The organism is Ensifer sp. Root31 (genome assembly GCF_001424825.1).
GTDB lineage: Bacteria > Pseudomonadota > Alphaproteobacteria > Rhizobiales > Rhizobiaceae > Ensifer > Ensifer canadensis.
Genome location: NZ_LMCO01000065.1, coordinates 229,850 through 251,595 on the forward strand (window position 1 = coordinate 229,850; position 21,746 = coordinate 251,595).

16 protein-coding genes are annotated in these 21,746 nt (G+C 62.0%); 6 read left to right on the forward strand and 10 right to left on the reverse strand.

Features of this window, described 5'->3' with window-relative positions; translation table 11 throughout:
- Positions 1-13: 13 nt before the first annotated feature.
- Positions 14-2,092 (reverse strand): mechanosensitive ion channel family protein, encoded by a 2,079-nt coding sequence (locus tag ASD00_RS34025; RefSeq protein WP_234907897.1) that lies wholly within the window; start codon positions 2,090-2,092, stop codon positions 14-16.
- A 181-nt stretch (positions 2,093-2,273) separates the two neighbouring features.
- The gene (locus tag ASD00_RS34030; protein ID WP_057211327.1) at positions 2,274-4,859 is read right to left on the reverse strand and encodes an SH3 domain-containing protein; all 2,586 of its coding nucleotides are present in this window, start codon (positions 4,857-4,859) and stop codon (positions 2,274-2,276) included.
- Positions 4,860-5,117: 258 nt separating this feature from the next.
- Between ASD00_RS34030 and ASD00_RS34035 the strand changes: the two genes are divergently transcribed.
- The 6 genes from ASD00_RS34035 to ASD00_RS34060 all read left to right on the forward strand — a co-directional run bounded on the left by ASD00_RS34035 (position 5,118) and on the right by ASD00_RS34060 (position 10,085).
- The gene (locus ASD00_RS34035) at positions 5,118-5,576 is read left to right on the forward strand and encodes a helix-turn-helix transcriptional regulator (protein ID WP_025428516.1); all 459 of its coding nucleotides are present in this window, start codon (positions 5,118-5,120) and stop codon (positions 5,574-5,576) included.
- 29 nt (positions 5,577-5,605) lie between these two features.
- Complete coding sequence (locus ASD00_RS34040) at positions 5,606-7,477, forward strand: hypothetical protein (protein WP_063963375.1); 1,872 nt, start codon at positions 5,606-5,608, stop codon at positions 7,475-7,477.
- 35 nt (positions 7,478-7,512) lie between these two features.
- Complete coding sequence (locus ASD00_RS34045) at positions 7,513-7,737, forward strand: hypothetical protein (protein WP_025428514.1); 225 nt, start codon at positions 7,513-7,515, stop codon at positions 7,735-7,737.
- 18 nt (positions 7,738-7,755) lie between these two features.
- The gene (locus ASD00_RS34050) at positions 7,756-9,006 is read left to right on the forward strand and encodes a YcaO-like family protein (RefSeq protein ID WP_082523808.1); all 1,251 of its coding nucleotides are present in this window, start codon (positions 7,756-7,758) and stop codon (positions 9,004-9,006) included.
- Positions 9,003-9,728 carry a TfuA-like protein gene (locus tag ASD00_RS34055; RefSeq protein ID WP_025428512.1) on the forward strand — a complete coding sequence of 242 codons (726 nt, stop codon included), beginning with the start codon at positions 9,003-9,005 and terminating at the stop codon, positions 9,726-9,728. Before ASD00_RS34050 ends, ASD00_RS34055 begins: the two co-directional genes overlap by 4 nt.
- A gap of 75 nt (positions 9,729-9,803) precedes the next feature.
- Positions 9,804-10,085 (forward strand): hypothetical protein, encoded by a 282-nt coding sequence (locus ASD00_RS34060; RefSeq protein ID WP_128090383.1) that lies wholly within the window; start codon positions 9,804-9,806, stop codon positions 10,083-10,085.
- 81 nt (positions 10,086-10,166) lie between these two features.
- Here the strand turns inward: ASD00_RS34060 and ASD00_RS34065 are convergent, their stop codons facing one another.
- From ASD00_RS34065 to ASD00_RS34100, 8 genes are all read right to left on the reverse strand, one after another.
- Positions 10,167-11,744, reverse strand: coding sequence for an ABC transporter substrate-binding protein (locus ASD00_RS34065; RefSeq protein WP_057211331.1), 1,578 nt, complete (start codon positions 11,742-11,744; stop codon positions 10,167-10,169).
- A gap of 49 nt (positions 11,745-11,793) precedes the next feature.
- Complete coding sequence (locus ASD00_RS34070) at positions 11,794-12,888, reverse strand: DUF917 domain-containing protein (RefSeq protein ID WP_025428509.1); 1,095 nt, start codon at positions 12,886-12,888, stop codon at positions 11,794-11,796.
- Positions 12,885-14,015 (reverse strand): DUF917 domain-containing protein, encoded by a 1,131-nt coding sequence (locus tag ASD00_RS34075; RefSeq protein WP_025428508.1) that lies wholly within the window; start codon positions 14,013-14,015, stop codon positions 12,885-12,887. Before ASD00_RS34075 ends, ASD00_RS34070 begins: the two co-directional genes overlap by 4 nt.
- Positions 14,008-15,567, reverse strand: a complete 1,560-nt coding sequence (locus ASD00_RS34080; protein ID WP_057211333.1) for a hydantoinase/oxoprolinase family protein — start codon at positions 15,565-15,567, stop codon at positions 14,008-14,010. The genes ASD00_RS34075 and ASD00_RS34080 overlap by 8 nt, the downstream gene beginning before the upstream one ends.
- A gap of 49 nt (positions 15,568-15,616) precedes the next feature.
- On the reverse strand, positions 15,617-17,284 hold the full coding sequence (locus ASD00_RS34085) for an ABC transporter ATP-binding protein (protein ID WP_025428506.1): 1,668 nt from the start codon (positions 17,282-17,284) through the stop codon (positions 15,617-15,619).
- A 4-nt stretch (positions 17,285-17,288) separates the two neighbouring features.
- Positions 17,289-18,149 (reverse strand): ABC transporter permease, encoded by an 861-nt coding sequence (locus ASD00_RS34090; RefSeq protein WP_025428505.1) that lies wholly within the window; start codon positions 18,147-18,149, stop codon positions 17,289-17,291.
- On the reverse strand, positions 18,149-19,177 hold the full coding sequence (locus tag ASD00_RS34095) for an ABC transporter permease (RefSeq protein WP_025428504.1): 1,029 nt from the start codon (positions 19,175-19,177) through the stop codon (positions 18,149-18,151). The genes ASD00_RS34090 and ASD00_RS34095 overlap by 1 nt, the downstream gene beginning before the upstream one ends.
- Positions 19,178-19,361: 184 nt before the next feature.
- Positions 19,362-21,710 (reverse strand): LuxR family transcriptional regulator, encoded by a 2,349-nt coding sequence (locus ASD00_RS34100; protein WP_082523809.1) that lies wholly within the window; start codon positions 21,708-21,710, stop codon positions 19,362-19,364.
- Positions 21,711-21,746 lie beyond the last annotated feature (36 nt).

Sequence of the window (21,746 nt, forward strand, 5' to 3'; positions counted from 1 at the left end):
GCCAGAGAAAACCCTATTCCGGTGGTGCACCCTCGGCGAGCGCTGCCGCTGCATTCTTCTTGGCGATCGCATCGCGCGTCGCGGCTGCCGCAGCCGCGTTCTGTTCGTCGCCGGCCACGTGCATTGTCGGCGAAGCGAAGGAGATGCCGTTCTTGTCAAAGGCCTCCTTGATCATCGCCTGTGCCCGGCGCCGGACCTGTGTCTGATGTCCCGGCTTGGTCGTCATCGCAAAACTCAAGGTGATGCCATAGTCACCGAAGCTCTCGACGCCCTTCATCTTCACCGTCTCGATAATCGTCGGCCCCAAGTCGGGATCATCGAGAAGCGCCGCGCCAATGCCCTTCACCACCTTCTTCACCTTGGCGATGTCGGCCTCGTAGGACACATTGATCATAAACTTGTCGATCACCCAGTCGCGACTCATGTTCTGAACCGCACCAAGAGACCCGAACGGCACGGTGAAGACCGGACCGCGATGATGCCGCAGCTTCACCGAGCGTATGCTGAAGGATTCCACCGTCCCCTTGTAGCTGCCGCTTTGAATGTACTCGCCAATGCGGAAAGCGTCATCCATCATGTAGAAGATCCCGCTGATCACATCCTTGACCAGGGTTTGAGAACCAAAGCCGATGGCGACGCCAAAAACGCCGGCGCCGGCAATCAGCGGGCCGATCTGAACGCCAAGGCCGGAAAGCACCATCAGCAGCGCCACCACGAGGATGAAGGCCGCAAGGAAATTGCGCAGGATCGGCATCAGCGTCAGCAAGCGGGTGTTGCGTGCGCGTTCGGAGGGGTCAGTCGTTTCGACGGTAGCGTGCTTGACGCGCAGGCTGATCAGGCTCTTCGTCAACTGCCATATCAAGTCAGCCGCGAGCAGAATGACGACACCGGCAAGCGCACCACGGAAAATCCGATTGAAAACGTCGTCCTGGACCATCATCGCTGCGTTGACGCGGAAGACAAGCGCGAGCCATCCGGCCGCCAAGGCAATGATCGCCAATCTGGCGCCGCGTTCGATCAGCACATTGCGCATGACGCGCATATCGTCGTCCGCCGATACATCCAGCATCGTGCGGGCAAAGGCACTGGTGAAGCGCAGGAGCGGCGGCAAGCCGATGAAGTAAAGGCCGATCCAGAACAGAACCCTCATGTCGGCCACCCACAGCACCCAAAGCAGCACCAGGAAGGAGACCAGCAGAATGTTGCCGACCACACGGCGCGATCCTGTGGTTGCGGCTGGTCTCCTCAGCACGGTGAGGATTGCAAGTGCAAGCACGATAAGACCGAGCGCGGCAGCCACAAGGTTGCGAACGTCGGGGGCGACAGAAAGGGCCTGCATGGCGTCGCCGATACCCCAGATGGCGGCGGCGGCACAAATGATTGCCACTGACGAGCGGTACCAAAAACGCGCATCCTCAGCCGTCAGCGAGAGATAGCCGGCTCGACCGGATGGATCGGTCGCATCGACCGCTCCACCAGACATTACTGCGGCCCCATTGGTGATCAGCAAGCGGGCTCCGATCCAGGCAACCAGGAGCGGCGCGATGGTTTCTTCAAGCCGCGATGGCCACTCAGCGACGGCGAGCACGGCGGTCGTGGCAATAGCGAACACCAGGAGCGGCAGCACCTTGACCAGAATCGTGCGCGCCGCCCCGGTCAAGGCCGCCGAACGCAACGTCCGCCTCAAAAGATAGCGTAGCGCGTATTCGGCGCCGTACCCGACCAGCAAAATCAAGAGGAATCCCTTGAGGATCGGGGCGGAGCCATGGTTTTCCATGTCTCCAGCGAGGCGGATGCGCGCCGCGTCGAACTCGGGGCCAATGCGCGGCACGGCGTTGGTGATGCCGGTCAGATGGTGGCGGATCTCAGCCGTCCAGCGGGCCGCAAATCCGGGCTCCGGCTTGGCATCGGCCGATGTCGTTGCCGCCGGCGCGGTCGCACCGGGCGCCGCCGGCTGCTTGGTGGCCAACCATTGCCGCACTTCCGGATCATCGAGCAGCTCGATCAGTTGCTGAACCTTGGCCGGCTCCGCAGCGGACGTGGAGCCTTGGCTCTGCGCGTGGCTTGCGGACGCAAGTCCTAGGAACACCATCAAGAAAGCGAGAACGCGGGCCATCGGCCCCCAGAATCCACGCAACGAACTGACACCGACCATGCTGACCATACCCCCAACGACCGGCGAGAGCCGATCGATTCCTGTTCTCATTTGCACAAACGCTAACACAGTCCCCGACGTTTATACCAACTTCCGTTTTCGGTGCACATTTCTGCGGTCAACGGCGCCGGAAACCACCACCACCGTGGAAGCCACCACCTCCGTGAAAACCACCGCCGCCGGAGAATCCGCCGCCGCCGCCGTGGAAGCCACCGCCACCAAATCCGCCGCCACCACCGCCAAATCCGCCGGGGCGATCGAACCCGCCCCCTCCGAAGCCGCCGCCGCTCGGGAAATTCAACGGCCGCTGGTCGAAGGACTGATGTTCGAATGAACGCTGATTGCCGATCTGGCGGCCCGCACGGTCGATTGCCAGATGGTCGGGTGCACGGTCACCAATCGCGCTGCCGTCGCCGATCTGACCGCGATTGTCTATGCGCTTGTTCAGGTTCTGCGCCGCATCCGGGTGCTGGGTCGCGAACTGCTGGCCGGCTTTCTTCGCATCCTGAATCGATGGCTTTTGAACCGGTTGCCATCCGTCGGGCGTATGCTTCTGCCATTGGCCATCGTCGCGGCGATAGACATTGCCGTCGCGTCCGGCATAGACGTCGCCGCCCTTGCCTCCTGCGACAAATCCGTGGCTGCCATCGGACGTGCGCCAATGCGCACCGGCGCCGCCAGCGGTCGACCCGCCGCTGATACGGGCGAAGTCCGAGCCATGCTTGACGGCGGCCGTCCCCCAGCTGCCGTAAACATTGTTCCCGCCGCGAGCAATTGCAGCGTTGCCGGTACGGGGATTATAGGCTGCGACAAAGCCGCGTTCACCCGCAGGTCCATAGCCTGCCGCACCGCGGATATAGGTGCCGGTGCGTGGATTGTAGGCAGCGCCGGCAGCGATGCCGCGATAGGGGCCATAGGCGTAGCCGTAACGACCGAATGTGCCTACCGCCGGATTGTAGAATGCGCCGACGCCATAGGTTACCGGGCGCGGATAATATGGCCAATAGCCGCCACCGGCCCAGCCGTAGTCCCAGTAGTCGTCATAGTACCAGCCGGTGCCGTAGACGAACGTGTCCCAGGCAAGATACGCGCCGAGATACCCCATGGTATATCCGAACCAGACTGCGTCCGGCTCGGTCTCGTAGATCCGGACATAGGTGGCATTGTAGACAGGCGACGACGGCGGGATCGTGTAGACTTCGTCCGGAACGGCCTTCGCAACGGTGAACGGCCCGGTCGGCGTATCGCCGACAAACCACACTCCATCCTTCAACACGAAATACTTGTCGGCAACCTTGATGACCGTCTCATTGGTGTTGACGGCGTAGGTGAGCGACGTTCCGTCGATTTTCTCGAATTTCGGGTCTCCGCTATAGGCGACGTCAACCTTGACCGAGCCGTCCAACGAAACGCGAGCCTTTTCGGGGATGCTCGCCTTCAGTCGCGCTTCCGCATTCTCCGAGGTGCCGGGAACCGAAGAGCGGACCGTATAATAGGAGGCATCCTCCGGAATATTCTGGAAATCCTGTGGAAGGTTAGGCGTGGCGAAGGTCCAGGGACCATCAAGCGACGCGGCAGAGAACCAGCGGCCGGAGACAAGAACGTACCAGTTCGAATCCGCGGGCAGATAGAAGACATCGCTCTCGGTGTTCGTCGCGATCTTCAGGCCGATCCCGGGCACCGCCTCGAGCTTCGGTTCACCGTTGAAGACGAGCAATTCTGACGGCTTGTCGGAATAGATGACCTTTGGCGTCACGCCCTCACCGGTGGCAAGCGGGATTGCCGCCCTGGCGTCCTTCCAGTTGTCATCATCCGGCAACTTGCCGAAGATATTCGGCAGCGACGTTGCGGCCTGCCAGCCGCTCGACAGGTCTTTCGACTGCAGCCACGCCTTTTCGTTGCGAAGGTAGTAGGTGCTGTCGGCGTCGAGCTTGAACAAGTCCCAATTGGTATTGACGGCGAAGGAAAGACCCTCGACGGCCTTGACCGGCGCAAACACCGCCTTGCCGTCGGTCTGGACAAGCACCGCCGGCTCCTTGCTGACATAGATCGGCGGTGGATCTGCTTTCAGCCCTTCGACATTGCCGAGCCGCTCATAGTCGGCAAGGCTCGCGGTCAGCTTGTCCTCCGACAGCGTTATCGTGCCTACAGGCATCAACTTGCCGACTTCCAGTGCCAGGTCGGCGAGTTCCGGACGATCGAGAACCGAGAAGTTGATCTCGTTGACCTTGATATCGGAGACGACGACCTCGTCCGAGCCACTGTCCGTCACGGTCTTGCCGGTGACGCCGATGACGCCGAAAATCGGCTTGGCATCGTCGGACTGCTTGTATTCGGCGGCGATCAGGGCGTCGAGATCGACGAAATTCTTCCAGGCGTTCACCTGTGGCTGGTAGAGTGTGATCGTCGCTCCCTTGTCGGTCTTGTAGGCGCGTGGCCAGCCAAGGGCTTTCGGATCGGCAGCGTTCAGATACTTGCCGCTGACGAAACCGTCCTTCCCCTCAAAGCTGACGGCGCACCAGGTGCCGGAATCGTCACATTCCTTGACGTCGACCTGTCCGCCCTCGTCTATCTTCCCCATGCTGTCGAAGCCGGTGCCGGGGCCTGCCCGAAAATTGACCGATGCAGTCGTCGTGGCCGGACCAGCCAACGCCGGCGCAGCGGCTATGGAAAGTAGCGTCAAGGTCAAGGTTATTCCGCGCATCTCGCATCTCCGACGTTGCCGAAATGGACTTCGTTGCAGGCGGGCATGGCCCACATTGCTCAACAGCAACCCGCTGCCCCGGCCGGGCGCAAGTACGTAACAGTAACAACGGCCGTAACGCCTGCCATCCAATGGGGAATGAGTCGTGCCATACAGCGCAATTATCCGTGTTTTGGCGCGTAGTGATTGCATCGAGTCATTTATTCGAGCAAACTCATATGTATGATTTGGTCACGCCTACATGCGGAGGAAACACACGTGAACACAAAAGCACCCAGCCAGATTGATGTCTTTGTCGGTTCCCGCGTCAGGATGCGTCGGTTGATGGCCGGGTTGAGCCAGGAAAAGCTCGCAGACGGCCTCGGAATTACGTTCCAGCAGGTCCAGAAGTACGAAAAGGGCACGAATCGCATCGGTGCCAGCCGGCTGCAAGCCATCGCCGACGTTCTCGGCGTTAATCCGAGCTTCTTCTTCCAGGAAGGCGAAGAGGGTGCATCCCCGAGGGCAGGCCTCGGCGATGTCCGCGAGCCGAACGAGATCTCGTCCTTCGTCTCGTCAAAGGAGGGCATTGCGCTCAATCGGGCCTTCCTGAAGATTACCGATCCGGTCCTGCGCAAGAAAATCATCTCGCTGGTGGCTGCCGTCGCACAGACACCCGAGGCGGAAACAGTCGCAGCCCACGGCAGCACTGCGCCCGCCCCAGACCTGCATGGATAGCCGCCACCGGTTGCCGATGAGATAGCCAGATGAAATTTAGATTGCAGACCCTCGGGCGATTACGTCTCGTTGACGAAGACGACTGCGATGTCGCTTTCCCTGAGAAGGGTCTGCTCATTCTCGCTCAGGCGATCGCCGGCGGCCATCGCGAGCAATCCCGAAACGAAGTCGCCAAGCTCTTGTGGAACGAAGTCGTTCCGAGCCAGGCCTTGGTCAATCTGCGCAAGACAATCTCCCGCATCACGTCGCGTCAGGAAGAACTCGGCCACACGTTCCTCAGTTTTTCGCCATCGACTGTTCGGATGCAGCCGGATTCGATTGCGAGCGACCTCGACGACATCGGCCGGAACGCCGAGCAGGACGCGCTATCGCGCTTCCAATGGGCCGGGGAGAAATTCCGTGACGATTTTCTCAAGGATTTGAAGTCGCAGGGCCGAGCGCTTCACGACTGGATCGAGCAACGGCGCGCCGATCACGCAGCCCTGCTGCGCGAGTGCCTGATCAATGCGGCCGAGATTGCGACCGGCCCGGATCGAAAGCTCGTCAGGTCCGCTGCCGTCAAGCTTCTGGAGAAGAACCCCGACGACGACGAGGTTCGCAAAATCCTCAAGACCGTCCTGACGCTGGAGGGCCGGCACTATGACACGCGCCTTCTTTCGGGCGGCGGACTGGTGGCCGCAACCGCCAAGGCGGCACCACCGTCTAGCTTGACCAACACCCAGCTGCTGGAGACCATGGGCGAAACCCGTCCGCCGCGTGTGGTACTGCTGCCGCCGGGTGCCGGCAATGCCGACGCTGCTGCCACGCTGTTTGCTCACTCCCTGATCGAGGACGTGACCATCGGCCTTTGCGCGCTCCGCTCGGTTTCGGTGATAGCGCCCTACACGGCAGCGCAGATCAGCCTGCAGGCGGACAAGGCCAGCACCTACGAACAACACGCCATCAGCTATATCCTCGATACGCGCCTGACGAACGAAGGCAGCCGACAGACACTGTTCACGCAGCTGATCTTCTTTGCCAACGACGAAGTGATCTGGGCCGATCGCTTTACGCTCGATGACGATGGCTTGATGAGGTCACGCCAGGAGATTGCGCGACAGATCGCGTTTGCCATTGCCAGTCAGGTCGAGCGCAACGAGACCATGCGCAAGACCTATGAAAGCAACGGCAGTTCCTATCGCAGCTACCTGCTCGGCCAGCGTTATCTCAAGCAACTCAACCTGCCGGAGGTTCGGCGTGCTCGAAAGAGCTTCCGCGAGGCACTCAGCCAGAATGCCGATCTGGCTCCGGCGATGAGTGGACTTGCGCGAAGCTATTTCGTCGAGTGGCTTCTGACTGCCCGCGGCGACAGCGAACTTCTGGCGCTTGCCGAACAGCACGCCCGTGATGCGATCGCCATCGACGATACACTTGCGGCGGGCTACCGCGAGCTCGGTGTCGTCAAACTCTACAGCCGGCAATTCGACGAAAGCATCGAATTCCATGAGAGGGCCGAAGCGCTCAGCCCGCAGCATGCCAATGTGATTGCCAGCTACGCCGATACGCTTGTACAGGCCTCGCGCCCGGATGGCGGCCTGCGCAAGATCGAAGCGGCAATCAATCTCAACCCGATGGCTCCGGACGAGTATTTCTGGACCGCCGCCGGCGCCTGCTACTCACTTTCTCAATACGATCAAGCACTTGACTATATCGAGCGCATGCGCGATCCCACCCCGGCCGATCGTCTCGCCGCGGCGAGTTGGGGTATGCTCGGCAATCGCAAGAAGGCAGGACAATACGTGCGCAAGACGTTTGAGGTCCACCCGGACTTCAACCTGGACAAATGGATTGCAATCGTTCCGTTCCGCGAGGAATGGCAGCGAACCCATTACTGCGAAGGCCTGCGCAAGGCCGGATTCTAAGTATCATCACCACATGAGGGACAAGGGGAAAGATGATGACGACGACTCAGGTAGTTGTATTTGGCGTTGAGGGCGACGATGGCCTGTGGCTGGCCGATCTCGGGACGGGAACTGTCACACGCATTGTAGATCCGCTCACGGGCGCCCTGGCTTCGGCCAATGAGCACAGAAATGCCGGCGCCACGGTGGTCAAGGGCGTCAACTTGGCCGTGCGTGCAAACTCCGCGGGCTCCGTGTCCGGCGGGTTCATGGACGGCTGAGTCTCAGCGCGCTTGCGCATGGTTTCGGCCACACATCCAGATCGGGCGAGCGAAAGCCGCCCGATTTCAGACAGTCCCTGCATTGCAGATCATTACTCCGACCGCGTCTGCGCGCCCGAAGAGACCTTCGCGCGCGTCGCTCGTCTGTTGCCCTCATTCGGCATCAGCAGGCTTGCCCGTCTGACCGGGCTCGATAGCATCGGCATACCCGTCTGGAACGCGGTTTCGCCGAATGCGAAGTCGATCGTCATCAACCAGGGCAAAGGCATCACCGATATCGACGCGAAGGTATCGGCGGCGATGGAAGCGCTGGAGCGCGCGGTCGCCTGCAACCCGTCAGCACCAACAACGCACGCGACGCGGCGTGCATTGCTGGAAAAGGGCGAAAGAGCGCTCACCCTTCCGGGCCTTGTAGCGGCCGGCGAAGCCGATCTTGACGATGACGAAGCAACGGCGTGGCTGCGCGGCTTCGACCTTCTCGATCAACAGGCGACCTTCGTTCCACTTCAGGCGGTACTGCTCGATCGCACGCTCGAGCGCTGCCGCTACTGGCAGTCGTCGGACGGGCTTGCCTCCGGCAACACCGAAAGCGAGGCAGTTCTGCACGGCCTGCTGGAGCGGATCGAACGCGATGCCGAGACCCTGTGGCGGCTGCTGTCCCTGACGGCGCGACTGCGCACCTGCATCGACGCCGATCTGCTCGACGATCCCATCATTAACGACATGACGCGCCGCATTGCTGCAGCGGGCCTGACGTTCCGCCTGTTCGACATGACCAGTGACATCGGCATCCCATGCCTGACCGCCGTTATCGCGGATGCGGGCATTCTGGCGGCGAAAGAGCCGCGTTACCATGACGTCACCGTCGGGCATGGCGCCCATCCCGATCCGCGACGTGCCGCAATCCGCGCCATCACAGAGGCGGCGCAATCGCGTCTCACATATATTAGTGGCGCACGCGACGATGTTTTTCCGGAAACCTTCACACGCAGGCTGCCGCGCGAGACGCAGCAACTGTTCGAGGCAGCGCCGGGCGCACACAACCCCCTCGCCTCGGTCGCTGGCAACGGAGCCAACTCGCTGCTCAAGCACGTGCTCGAAGCGCTGAAGCACGCCGGTATCGGGACTGTCGTTGCGGTTCCACTACTCGCCGCGCCGCTACCGTTCTCCGTGATAAAAATCTTCGTACCGGAACTCGAAAATCCGGACGGAGCACGCAAGCGCCGTTTTGGCGCAAGGGCACTGTCGCGCGCGCTGGAGGTCGCATGAAGATCCTCTTTGCCGGCCCGACCTTGCCGGACGCGCAAGCGCTCATCGACACCGACATCGTGTTGCGCCCGCCAGCCGTACAGGGCGACATCCTGCGCGCCACGCAGGACGGCGCCACTGTCATCGGGCTCGTCGACGGTCACTTCGAACAGGTCGCACCCGTGTGGCACAAGGAGATCCTGTTCGCGTTATCCGAGGGTGTGCGCATCTACGGCGCCGCCAGTATGGGCGCGCTTCGCGCCGCCGAATGCGCGACCTTCGGCATGATCGGCGTCGGCAGGATCTATCAGCAATATGCGACGGGCGAGCTTGAGGACGATGCCGATGTCGCCCTTCTCCATGGCCCGGCGGAACTGGGCTATCTGCCCTTGACCCTGCCGCTGGTCAATGTCGTGGCGACCCTTGAAGATTTGCGCGCACGCCAACAGATCGACGCGGCGTCTGCCGCGCAACTGCGGATGGCGTCCGCCGAGATCTTTTACAAGCACCGCAACTGGTCGGCGATCGTGGCGCGTGCCAACCTTCCACCCACCACGGATTTGAAACGGATAGAGGCGCTTCTCACAACCGGCTCGGTAGACCAAAAGCGCCTCGATGCCCTCGATCTGCTCGACATTATGCGCTCCGCCCCCGCCCAAAAGACGAAGGCCCCGGGAGGCTGGGCATTCAATTCTACAAGCCTTTGGAAGCGGTTGCTCAATCAACTTGTCGCTTCATCCTAAGAATGCAGATTTCCCATGCAACGTGTGTCACGCTGATGTCACGCGCATCAATAAAAAGTCACGCTATGATTTGCCATGTTGAAGCGGATCGGGCCGATCCGTAGGGAACTGGGGAAAATCATGCAATCTTCGATCGCCATGTCCTTTGAACCTGAAGACAAGGAGAAGGAGCTGCTCGCGCTGGCCCGCCTTGTCACCTACGCGCGCGATTCTTCGCGCACACTGAATGTCGAAGGTGTTCAATATTGCCTCGAGCTGGCGCTCGCCGCGCTGCTTAAGGAAGTCGAGGAATGCGGCGACAAGACCGCACTGCTGACCAACGAACTCATGAGCCGCGCCAGCCTCGGAAACTGCTGAGCAGACGAGGTCGACTTCAATTTCGCTGGTGGCACAGAAAAGGGCCCTGCTTCGCGCTCCCGCAAAGCAGGGCTTTTCATTTTAATCGGCCTGGCAATCCCACCAGAAGCGCGAAAAGTTCAGGTCCCAGCTCTGCATCGGGATATAGGCGTAACCCTGCAGGCATTTGCTTGCTGCATAACGCTGAGACTCCACCGTCAGGAATACATCGGCCTGTGCATCGGCGACCTTGCGCTGTATCTCCTTATAAAGATCGTTTTGCGTGGCGGGGTCCAGCGTCTCGCGTGACTTGTCAATCAGGGCGTCGATCTCAGGATCCTGCAGCCATTCCATCGAGGCCCAAGTGCCTTTCGCCTTGGAGTGATACTGCACATAGAAGACGCTGTCGGGTGACGGATAGGTCGGGCCGTAGAAGACCTGCGTGGTCGCCGGCGTCGTCTCGACCTTGGCCGCCAGTTCGGTGATGCGGTTCCACGGTTCCGGCTTGATGTCGAGTTCGATGCCGATCTGCTCCAGATTGGCCTGCATCAGCAGCGCCATATCTTCTTCGAAGGCCAAGCCCGTGACATAGGTATGGCTGAGCTTGATCGGCCCCTTGCCGGCATATTTCGACTTGGCGAGTTCTTCCTTCGCCTTCTCCAGGTTGTACTCCGGTGCAGGAAGGTCGTTGAGATAGGCGTCCTTGAACACGGATGCCAGCGGTCCGTTCATCGGTTCGCCGGGATGAATGACGTTGCGCACCGTTTCATAGTCGGTTGCGAGCGCAATCGCACGCCTGACGTGAATATCATCTGTCGGCGGCACCTTGGTGTTCATCTTGATGTAGAAGCCGGTTGCCGTCGTGCCGCGCAGGATCTTGTAGCCCGGCATCTTCTCGATCGCCTCGAAGGTCTCGTTTGCCTGGGCGCGCGCCGACATGCCGAGTTCGCCCTTGGCCGCGAGCGCCTTCACCGTTGCTTCGTCATGGGTGATGACGAAACGGATCTCGTCGATCGGCTTACCCTTGCTCCAGCCGCCGTGATAGCCCTCGTAGCGATTGACGACCATCTGCGAAGAACGCTGCCAGGATGAGAGCATGTAAGGCCCGGCGCCGGCCGGGTGATCGGCCAGATAGCCCGTCCCCCACTCTTCCTTGCTGTTTTCCCTGATCAGCTTTTCGTTGAGAACAAGGATCAGTGGCGTGTTGCTGATGAACGGCGCGTAGACTTTCTTCAGCCCGATCTCGACGGTCCGGTCGTCGACGACCTCCAGCTTGGCCGGGTCGACGATATCGGTGAAAAGGTAGGACGGGCCTTCGTTGATCGCCAGCAGGCGCTTGACGGTGTAGACGACATCGGAGGCCTTGACCGGCGTGCCATCCTGGAATGTCGCACCTTCCTTCAGCTTGAAGGTATAGGTCTTGTCGTCGTCTGAAACGCTCCAGCTTTCGGCAAGCTCCGGCACCACGGAGCCATCAGGGTTGACTGTCGTCAGGCCCGAATAGAGGTTCACGGCGGCCATGTATTCCGTGTAGTCGTTGATCTTGCCGGGATCGATGGTGCCGAATTCCTGCGTCGCATTGACGACGATCGACACCTTCTCCTGAGCCGCGGCCGGGGCGGTGAGTGCCGTTGTCTGCACCAGCCCCAGAAGCAGCCCTGTGATCAGTGTTCTCTTCATGTCTCAGTTCCCGTTTCGTTGATTGTCGTTGTTTTCGAATCAGTCGCCCTTAGGCGGCCGGATTGAGCGCCTCGACCGGCTCGTAGGCATGGTCGTAGCCAAAGTAGCCGGGGCCGGCGAGTTCGAGCCCCTTGGCCGTCCGCCACTGGCGATCGCAGGGAAGTCCGGTGAACTCGACCGTCAGGCCATAGCGCAACTGCTCGGTGGTAACGGGCAGCCCGCCATCGGCGTCGAGCGCGCAGATGAGGTCCGGCGTCGAGGCGATGACCTGTCCCCCATCGCCGCGGGCAACCAGGAACTCGTTCTGAAACGCGACTTCGAAGGTGCGGCCGGCAAAACCGTCGATGCCCTTGAGCAGGGCCCTCCCCCGCGCAAAACCGCCGGTCGTCGCCCGGTCGACATCGACGACGCGGCCGGTAAACAGATGCCGACCGTCGAACTGCTCGCGAAGCGCAATGCCGGGATGGCGCTTGGCGGCGCGCTCGGCCGCGATCGTCTCGCCGATACCCTTGATGAGACTGAGCGTGCCGCGCAGGATCCCGGCCTTCATCTGCGCGCCTGTCATCGGATAGGCGGCGACAAGGCTGGCGCCGCCCATCTGGATCGCCTGGACGCGGGCCAGCCGTTCGGTCCACAGGTTCGAGACCGCATTGATGATCGAGCTGTTGCCCTTGTCATCGGCATGAACCAGCGGCGTGGCGCTGATGTCATGCATGGTAAAGCTCACCATTTGCAGCTCGGGAAAGGCGCGGCCCATGCCGTCCCCGTCAATCAGCGGCAAGCCGGTTGCGGCGGCCACGGCAAACGGGATGGTCGAGTTCAATCCGCCGGCTTCCACGCAGATCAGGGCATCGGCCTTGCGTCCGAGAAACCTTTCGAGCTGGCGCAGCGCCTCCAGCGCCTCGTCGCCGCGTGGCAGTTTTTCCACCATTACCGTCGGCGCACCCATCATGAAGACGGGGACGCAGAGCGCATCATCGGCGATGGCATCGGGCTGAACCACGCGAACCGGACCGTTCGCCTCGATTGCAGTTCGGGCCATCAGCTTGCCGATATAGGGATCGCCGCCGCCGCCGGTGCCGAGATAGGCACCGCCGATGGCGATCGCTTCCATGTCGGCAGCGGTAATGAGCCGCTCGCTCATGGCTGCATCTCCTCGATCGGCTTGAAGGTGATGTCGTCGAAGCCGAAGGCTTTCGGGCCGACCACCTCAAGCGCTGCAGCCGAGCGCAGCAGCGAATGGCAGGGCAATGCCACGATCGCGACGCGCTGGCCGTAGCGCAGCATTTCGGTGGTGATCGCGTTGCCGCTGTCGACATCCAGAACGATGATCAGATCCGGCACCGACACTTCGACTTCGCCGTTGCGGCTGAAAACGAGGTTTTCGTTCTGGATCATCACCGAGGCGGTGTCGCCGTTGAAGGCATCGATGCCGGCAAGCTTGGCTTCACCGATGACGAAACCGCCACGCAGATGGCGTTCGAGATCGACGATCTTGCCGGAGAAAACCTGTCGGCCGTTTTCCTGGGCGCAGATGGCCGCAACCGGATCGGCGTGCTCGCGCCGCGCCTTCAGCACTGCCCGCCCGAGCGAGACCGCCTGGGTGTAGGAATGCGGGATCGAGTACTTCTTGAGGAAGGCACCCGTCATCGGCGCCGAGGCGAGTGTCGATGCGCCCCCTTGCGAAACGACGCAGGCGCGCGCCATTCGCTCGTGCCAGAGTTCGGATGCCGCGTGCTGGAACAGGACGACATTGCCGTGCAGGTCGCACATGACGCTCGGGGTCGAGCGATGACCGTAGATCGAGAAGGTGGTCATCTGCATTTCCGGGAAGGCGCGCCCCATGCCGTCGCAATCAACGACCGGCAGGCCGGCAAAGGCGGCCGCGATCAGCGGCTCCATCGAATTGGCGCCGCCGATTTCTTCGCAGACGATCGCGTCGATGGCGATACCGAGATGCTCTTCGAGTGCGCGAACACAACGCAGGCCTTCGCGCCCTTCCTTCAGCCGCTCATAGGCAACGACCGGTGCGCCGATCCCGCCGAGCGAGATGCAGCGCGCATCGTCCGCCAGCCGGTCGAGCGGCAGGATCGACAGGCTATAGCCGCTTCGCATCGCCAGTCGCGCCCGCAGTTTGCCGATGTAAGGGTTGCCACCGCCGCCGGTGCCGAGAATACCGGCACCGATTTCCAGCGCCTCCAGGTCCTCTTCGTCGAGCACCCAGAGATCGGACGGATCGTAGTTCAGGGCCTTCAGTGCACGCTCAGCCATGGAAGCCTCCCATTTCGCCGACAACCTTGACGTGGATGCGGGTGGCATTCCCCGGCAGATAGGCAAGCGGCACGTCCTCCCGCTCGATGACCTGGATCGTTTCGGCGATGGCGCCGGCCGAAAGCGCACGTTCCGTCGCTTCCTGCTCCGCCTGCTTCAGGCAGATTTCGCGCGTCAAACCCTTTTCGAGCGCAAAGACGCGATCGACTTCGCCGCTGATCTGGGCGATGGCCGCACCGACCGCATTGGCGACGGCGAAATTCTCAGGTCGGATGACCTCCAGATCCCCAAGCCTGTCCGGCATCAGGATCGAGCCACCGCCAACCGCGATGACCGGGATCGGATCGGACGAGACGCGGCTGCGCTCCACCGAGTTTGCCAGCATCGACACGATCCGGGCATGAGCCTTTTCGGCCAGCGCCCGGTCGAGATGCGCGACCTTGGACGCATCGCCGATATCGGCCTTGCCGAGTGCGACGGCGATATCCGTCGTCGTCAGGGTCTGGCCGCCGAAGACCAGCGCCTCCTTGGCGATGCGATAACCGACCGATTGCGGGCCGACCGTAACCTCGCCATTGGCAAGTTCGCGCACCAGCGAGCCGCCGCCAAGCCCGATCGAGAACACATCGGGCATGCGGAAGTTGGTGCGCACGCCGCCGACGTCGACAATTGTCGCCGCCTGGCGCGGGAAGCCGTGGTGCAACGCGCCGACGTCGGAGGTCGTGCCGCCAATGTCGACGACGATCGCCTCCTTGCGGCCGGTCAGGAAGGCTGCGCCGCGCATCGAATTGGTCGGGCCGGAGGCGAAGGTCAGGACAGGAAAGCTTCTGACCGTGGCAGCCGCCATCAGCGTGCCGTCGTTCTGGGTGATGAAGAACGGGCAGGAAAGCCCGGCATCCTTCAGCGCCTTGGCGAAGGCGTCCACCGTCTTGGCCGCAAGCGACAACAGGCTCGCGTTCATGATGGCGGCGCTTTCACGCTCGAGGAGCCCGATGCGGCCGATGTCGCCGGAGACGACGATCGGAAGGCCAGGGCAATGTTTTTCGATGACAGCCTTGGCCCGCTGCTCCATCTCGGCGTTAATGGGGCTGAAGACGCAGGTGATGGCGGCGGCCTTGACATTCTTGAGGCGAATGTCGGCGGCGATGCGGATCAGTTCCTCTTCGTCGAGCGGCGCGATGGCACGGCCGTCGAATTCATAGCCGCCGCGCACGAGATAGGTGTGATGGCCAACGGCCTCGGCGAGATCGTTCGGCCAGTCGACCATCGGCGGCAGGCAGGCGGTTGCCGGGAGGCCGAGCCGGATGGCGGCGACATGGTTGATGTGCTTGCGCTCGATCACCGCATTGGTGAAATGCGTCGTGCCGATCATCACGGTGCTGATCTTGGAGCGAGCGATGCCGGCCTTGGCGATCGCACCTTCCAGCGCTTCGATGACGCCTGACGTCACGTCTTCCGTCGTCGACGCCTTGACGCCCGACAGCACACTCCGTCCTTCCATGATGACGGCGTCGGTGTTCGTACCCCCGACATCTATTCCCAATCGATACACGGACAGTCTCCTTGTTGGCGGGCCTTCGGCCCTGTTTACTCGTTCGGCCTCAGGCCGTTGATCTCACCAGGAAGCGCGCTCTCTCCTCGACGCTTACCGTTGGTTTCAATGCTTCCTCCTCGTCGCTCATCACCGGAATCGCCGAGATGAGCGCGCGGGTATAGGGATGCTTGGGGTCGGCAAAGACATCCGCCGTGCGCCCCTCCTCGACGATCTCGCCCTTCAGCATGATGGCGATGCGGCTGCAGAAATTGCGCATCAGCGAAAGGTCATGGGAGATGAAGAAATACGTCAACCCAAGCTCGTCCCTGAGGCGTTGCAGCAGGGCGATGACCTGCTTCTGCACCGAGACGTCGAGCGCCGACGTCGGTTCGTCGAGAACGATGATCTTCGGCTCGGCCGCAAGCGCCCGGGCGATCGCCACGCGCTGCTTCTGCCCGCCCGAAAGCTCGTGCGGATATTTCGAGAGGTGGGCGGACGGCAGATTGACCAGCGCCATCAGTTCCTCCATCCGCACTGTCGCTGCCTTGCCGCGAAGACCGACATGGCTGAGCGGTACGGCCAAGGTCTGCGTCACGGTGCGTTTGGGGTTCAGCGACGTGCCGGGATTCTGATAGACGATCTGGGTCAGCCGTTGCGACGCGCTTGCCTGCGCAGGCGAGCCAACGCTGATCGTGCCGGAACTCGGCGCAATCAGCCCCATCACCATGCGGGCAATGGTGGTCTTTCCGGAACCGGATTCGCCGGCGAGGCCAAAGATCTCGCCCTCGGGCACCGACAGCGTCACCGGCTTGACCGCCTCGTGGCGCTTCATGCGGCCGAGGAAGGGCTTTTCGACATAGACCTTCCCGGCCCCTTCGAGCGTGATGATCGGCGCATTCGACGAAACCGGCTGATCAACCACCTTTGACCCGTAAAGCGGCGGGATCGCATCGATCAGATCGATCGTGTAGCGCTGCCGCGGCGCCTGGAAGATCTGGCGCAGATTGCCGCTTTCGACGATCTCGCCATGACGCATGACGAAGACGCGATCCGCCGTTTGCCGGACCACACCAAGATTGTGCGTGATCATCAGCAGGGAAAGGCCCTCGCTGTCGACCAGCCGGTTGATCAGCTTCAGGATTTCGTCCTGGGTGGTCACATCAAGCGCCGTGCCGGGTTCATCGGCGATCAGCAGTTGCGGTTGATGCAGGAGCGCAAGGCCGATCAGCACGCGCTGGCGCATGCCGCCGGAAAGCTGCGAGGGATAGGCGTCGAAGACCCGTTCCGGATCCTGGAGCTGCACGCGGCGAAGGACCTCGAAAATGCGCTGCTTGCGGTCTTTCGCCGAGCTTCGGACGCCATCGCGCCGATCGGCGTAATACATGACGTCGTCGAGGTGCCGGCCGATCCGGAATACCGGATTGAACGAAGACAACGGGTCCTGCATGATGATCGAGAACGCCGTGCCCTTCAGCGCTTCGCGCTCGCGGCCAGGCATATCGAGCACCCGTCTGCCGTCATATTCGATGTTGCCGCTTTCGATGCGGGCATTGTCCGGAAGCGTACCGAGGATCGCCTTTGAGGTGACCGACTTGCCCGAACCGGTCTCGCCGATCAGCGCCACGCGCTCGCCCCGGCCGATCGCGAAGGAAACATCCTTCAGGATATGCTGGCGGCGGCCATAGGTGGTGAAGGCGATATTGAGGTCTTCGACCTTGAGGAGAGGAGTGCTCATCGTCTCAGGCCTCCACATCGAACATGTCGCGCAGCCCGTCGCCGAGCAGGTTGAAGCCGAGCGTGGCGTAGAAGATCGCAAAGCCCGGGGCCAGAACCTCCCACCACTTCTCCGGCAGGAACTGCCGGCCGTCGGCAACCATCGAGCCGAGGTCCGGTGTCGGCGGTTTCACGCCGAGGCCGAGGAAGGAGAGCGTCGCGCCGAAGAGGATGACGAAGGCAGCATCAAGCGTCGTCTTCACAGAGATGACCGAGATGCAGTTCGGCAGGATCTCCTTGGCGAGGATGTGCAGGTGGCTGGCGCCGGCGAGCCGCGCTGCCTCGATATAGTCTTCCGCCGCGATCGACTTCGTGACGCGATAGACAAGGCGGGCATGCCAGGTCCACCAGAGCAGGGTGATCGCCAGCATGGCATTGACCAGATTGGGCTCAAGCACGTTGCCGATCGCCAGGGCCATCACCAGCGGAGGGATCGCCAGCATGATATCGGTAAAGCCGGTTAAGAGCCGCTCCGTCAGGCCGCCGGCATAACCGGCGATCATGCCCAGCGCCGAGCCGATCGGCACTGCCACGCCAAGCACGCCGATGACGAGCAGCAGCGACACCCGGAAGCCGAAGACCGTGCGCGAAAAGATGTCGCGACCGGCCTTGTCGGTGCCGAACCAGTTGTCGACATCCGGCGGCATATGACGGTTGCGGAAGTCGACGACGGCGCCGACATGTTCGGGAAAGCGCGCAATCAGCGGCGCGAAGATGGCCATGGCGATGACCGAGAGCACGATCAGCGCGCCGATCACGGCGGCCGGATTTCGGCTGAACCGGTACCAGGTCATGTAGCCGGCGGACAGGCGGGTCGTATCCTGCATCAGCGGGCCTCCTTGAAGCGAAGCCGCGGATCAAGGATGCTGATGATCAGGTCGATGACGAGATTGGCGGCGATGAAGAAAATACCCGAGACGAGGACCACCGCCATGACGGCGTTGAGGTCTTTCTGCAGGATGGCGTCGAGACCGTAGGAGGCAAAGCCGCCCCAGGAGAAGACCATTTCGACGACGAAGGCGTTGCCGATCAGCGAGGCAAATTCGAGCCCCATGATCGTCAATGGCGCGATCGACGAAAGCTTCAGCAGATAGCGAAACACGATGACGCGGTCCGGCACGCCGAAGGACTTCAACGTCAGCACATGATCGCGACGCTGATGATCGATCATGGCCGAGCGGGTGATGCGGGTGATCTGGCCGATACCGGCCATTGCCAGCGCCAGCGCCGGGAAGACCAGATGCTGAAGCGCGCTCAGAAACACATCCGGGCGGCCGGCAAGCAGGCTGTCGACCAACAGGAAGCCTGTCGGGCCAGCGGGCGCGCCGAGCTGGAAATCGACCCGGCCGAGAGTGGGCCAGGAAGGGAAATGATCCGCGGCAATGATCTGCAGGGTAACCGCGAAGAGAAAGCTCGGAATGGTGACGCCGATGAGCGAGAAGAAGCGGCCGCTATTGTCGATCCAGCTGTTTCTGTAGCGCGCCGTCAATACGCCAAGTGGCACGGCCACTGCGAAGATGATGACGATGGTGGCGATCACAAGCTCCAGCGTCGCCGGCAGGAAGGTGGCGATATCGGCGCTGACTTCCCGATCGGATACGATCGAGCGCCCGAGATCGCCGGTCACCGCATGGCTGACATAGCTCACATACTGGGTGACCAGTGGCTCATCGAGCCCCATGCGCTGCCGGAGCTGGTCGACCTGCTCCTGGGTTGCGCTCGGACCGAGCGCCATGCGCGCCGGATCGCCCGGCACGATGCGGGCGAGGACGAAAATCATCAGCGACAACACGAACAGCACCATGAGGAAGCCGACCGCGCGCCGCGCAAACAATGCGACGTAATAATTGCCCATTGGCAACCCTTTCCCCTCGGCCGGTTATCGCCCGGCCTGTCTGCCGCTTTTTGCGGTCGAGGGCAGTTTCAAGCCGAAAGGGTCGTTTGCACAACGGCTTGAAAGGATAGGTTTTGACAAGAAAGGTATAGGTTTTGTTCTGGCCCACGAAGGAATGGCGCATATCATGCCGGCTGCAACCTGGTCAGGAAATGACGCCGAGTGCCTTTGCCGCGGTAATCGCTTCGCGCCGACGACCGCAGCCAAGCTTGCGATAGAGATTGCCGAGATGGAATTTCACCGTCGCTTCGCTCAAGCCCAAAGCATGGGCGATGAACTTGTTCGACGCTCCCTCCGCAATCATCAGCAGCAGACGCGTCTCGCGCCGAGTCAGGCCATTCTTTTCGCCGAGCGTCGTGTTGGGCAGGCCGGTATCGCGCAGGCGCCGCATGATCTGCTGCGCGGTGGGCGTCGTCTGCAGGAAATCGCTGATGCGCCGGTCGCCCGTCAGCTCGCGCAGGAATTGGCGCTCCTCCGAGAGTGGCGCGATGGTGCCGAGCCGGGCTGCATTCTCGAAGGTCTTCTGCAGGATGGAGCGCGCACTTGTCAGATTGCGCCGGCGGCGGGCGACATAGGCCTGCCAGACTTCGATGCACAATCGCTGACGGCCGGTCAGGTTGAGATTGCCGGCCATAGCGGAGAGCTGTCGGTCGAGATGGACGCGACCCGGCATTTCGAAGACGATGTGGCGCAGCCAGACGACGGCCAGCGCGATCTCGTCGCGGTCCTGCAGGCGGGTCAGTTCGTCGACGGCCGCCTCCACCCAGGTTCTGTTGATGCGAGCCTGCACGGAAGCGAGCTTTTCCGCAGCCTCCTGCCAGCGGTTGCCGTTTTGAAGAATGACGGCGTCCCGGACCTCGATCATCAGGCGGAACTGCCTGTTGTAGACCTGATAGGCACGCCAGCGATCGAGGAAGCCTCGTGCCGCAATCATCGAAAAATGCTCGCTCAGCGCCTGGCTGCCGTATTGAAGCGCGAATTCGATCAGGCTCGGCCAGATCTCCCCATGCGAGAAATCATCCATCTCGGAGGTCAGGAAGCGCGCCAGCGGCTCGGGCTTGCCGTCCTCATATTCCACACAGGCCTCCAGCAGTGCCAGCAGTCGTTTGTCCATGGGGCTGTCGAACGGTACGCGCGACATCTGTTCAGCGGCATCGACAGCATTCTTGCGCGCCCGCACCGCGTCACCGCTCATCAGATGCATCATCGCCTGGTGCAGGTTGATGTAGAAACACAGGAGCGGCACGCCAGCACGCTCATAGTGGAAGAGCGCACGGTCGGCGATGTCCTGCGCGACAGCGAACCGCCGTCGCCGGATGTAGAACTCCAGGATCGAATTGTAGATGCTGCCGCGCTCCAGATCGGCGTCGAGCGGAAATTCCGACAGAAGCGTGGTCGATTGCTCCAGCAGGTCGTCGCCAAGCACGACATCCTCGTAAATGAGCATCACCAGGCGGAAGGAGCGGAAGGCCGCCGAGAACGCTGCACGGTCGCTCAGCACCTTCTGCACATTGTTGGCGCGCGATCCGTAACAATCGGCAAGCAGCCGCTGCGCGCGCAGGACCTCGCCGCGCTTCAGCGCCTGCAAGGCAAGCGCCGTCACGATGCCTTCGTTCTGCGCCGCCAGCTCGGCCGGAAACCCGGCGAGAACCCGGTCGAACGCCTCGGAACCGTGGAAAAAGATGTAATACCGCCCGAAGGCCGCAACGAAGGCGCGAACTGCCAGTTCGTGAAGCCCGGCGCGCTGCAAGACAAGGATCGCTTCCGTCTGCATGCCGTGCGCGGAATAGGCCGCCGAGATCACTGGTACGCGGGCGCCATCCTCGAGCCGTTCGGCCAGCACCATGTCAACGGCTGCGGCAAGCACACCGCCGATGCCGGTTGCCTGCAGATAGGCAGCGCTGGCCAACGGCTTTGCCGCCTGCTGGCCAAGGCTGAGCTGGACGAGCTCGGAATCTGCCATTTCGCGCAGGACATCGTCTGCCAGAAAGCGGATGACCGCCGCCTCGCCTCGCGATTGCCGGCCCAGCAGCCTAACCAGAAACGGCCATCCTCCTGTTTCGGCCAGCAGCCGGGCCGCCTCGGTCTTACCATAAGATGTCTCGAGTTCGTCGAGCGAGAAGCAGAGGTCGTCAGTACCGAGGCAGAGCGCCTTGCCATAGGCAATCGCCCGATCGAGGCCGAGAAGCCGGGTTCGCGGTCGTTTGGCAATCACGACACGTCGGCCCCCGTCCTGCCAGCCGGCAGCAACTTCGGCCTCATGGACGTCCGACGGCACGTCCCAGAGCAGCACCTCGCCGAAGGTGTCTTCGCCAGGCGGAAGCACCGATCGCCATATGGGACATTGAAGCTTCGACGCCAGCTGAGACAACAGCGTCGATTTCCCCATGCCCGCAACGGCGTCCAGAACAACGATCGGCTCCGCTGCCGTTGCGATGCGCCGCAGGAGGTCATCTCGCCGGATGTCGATCGCTTTGTGGGACGTATCAGCCATTCATTATCTGCCCGTCGGGATCTGGGCCCGGTTATC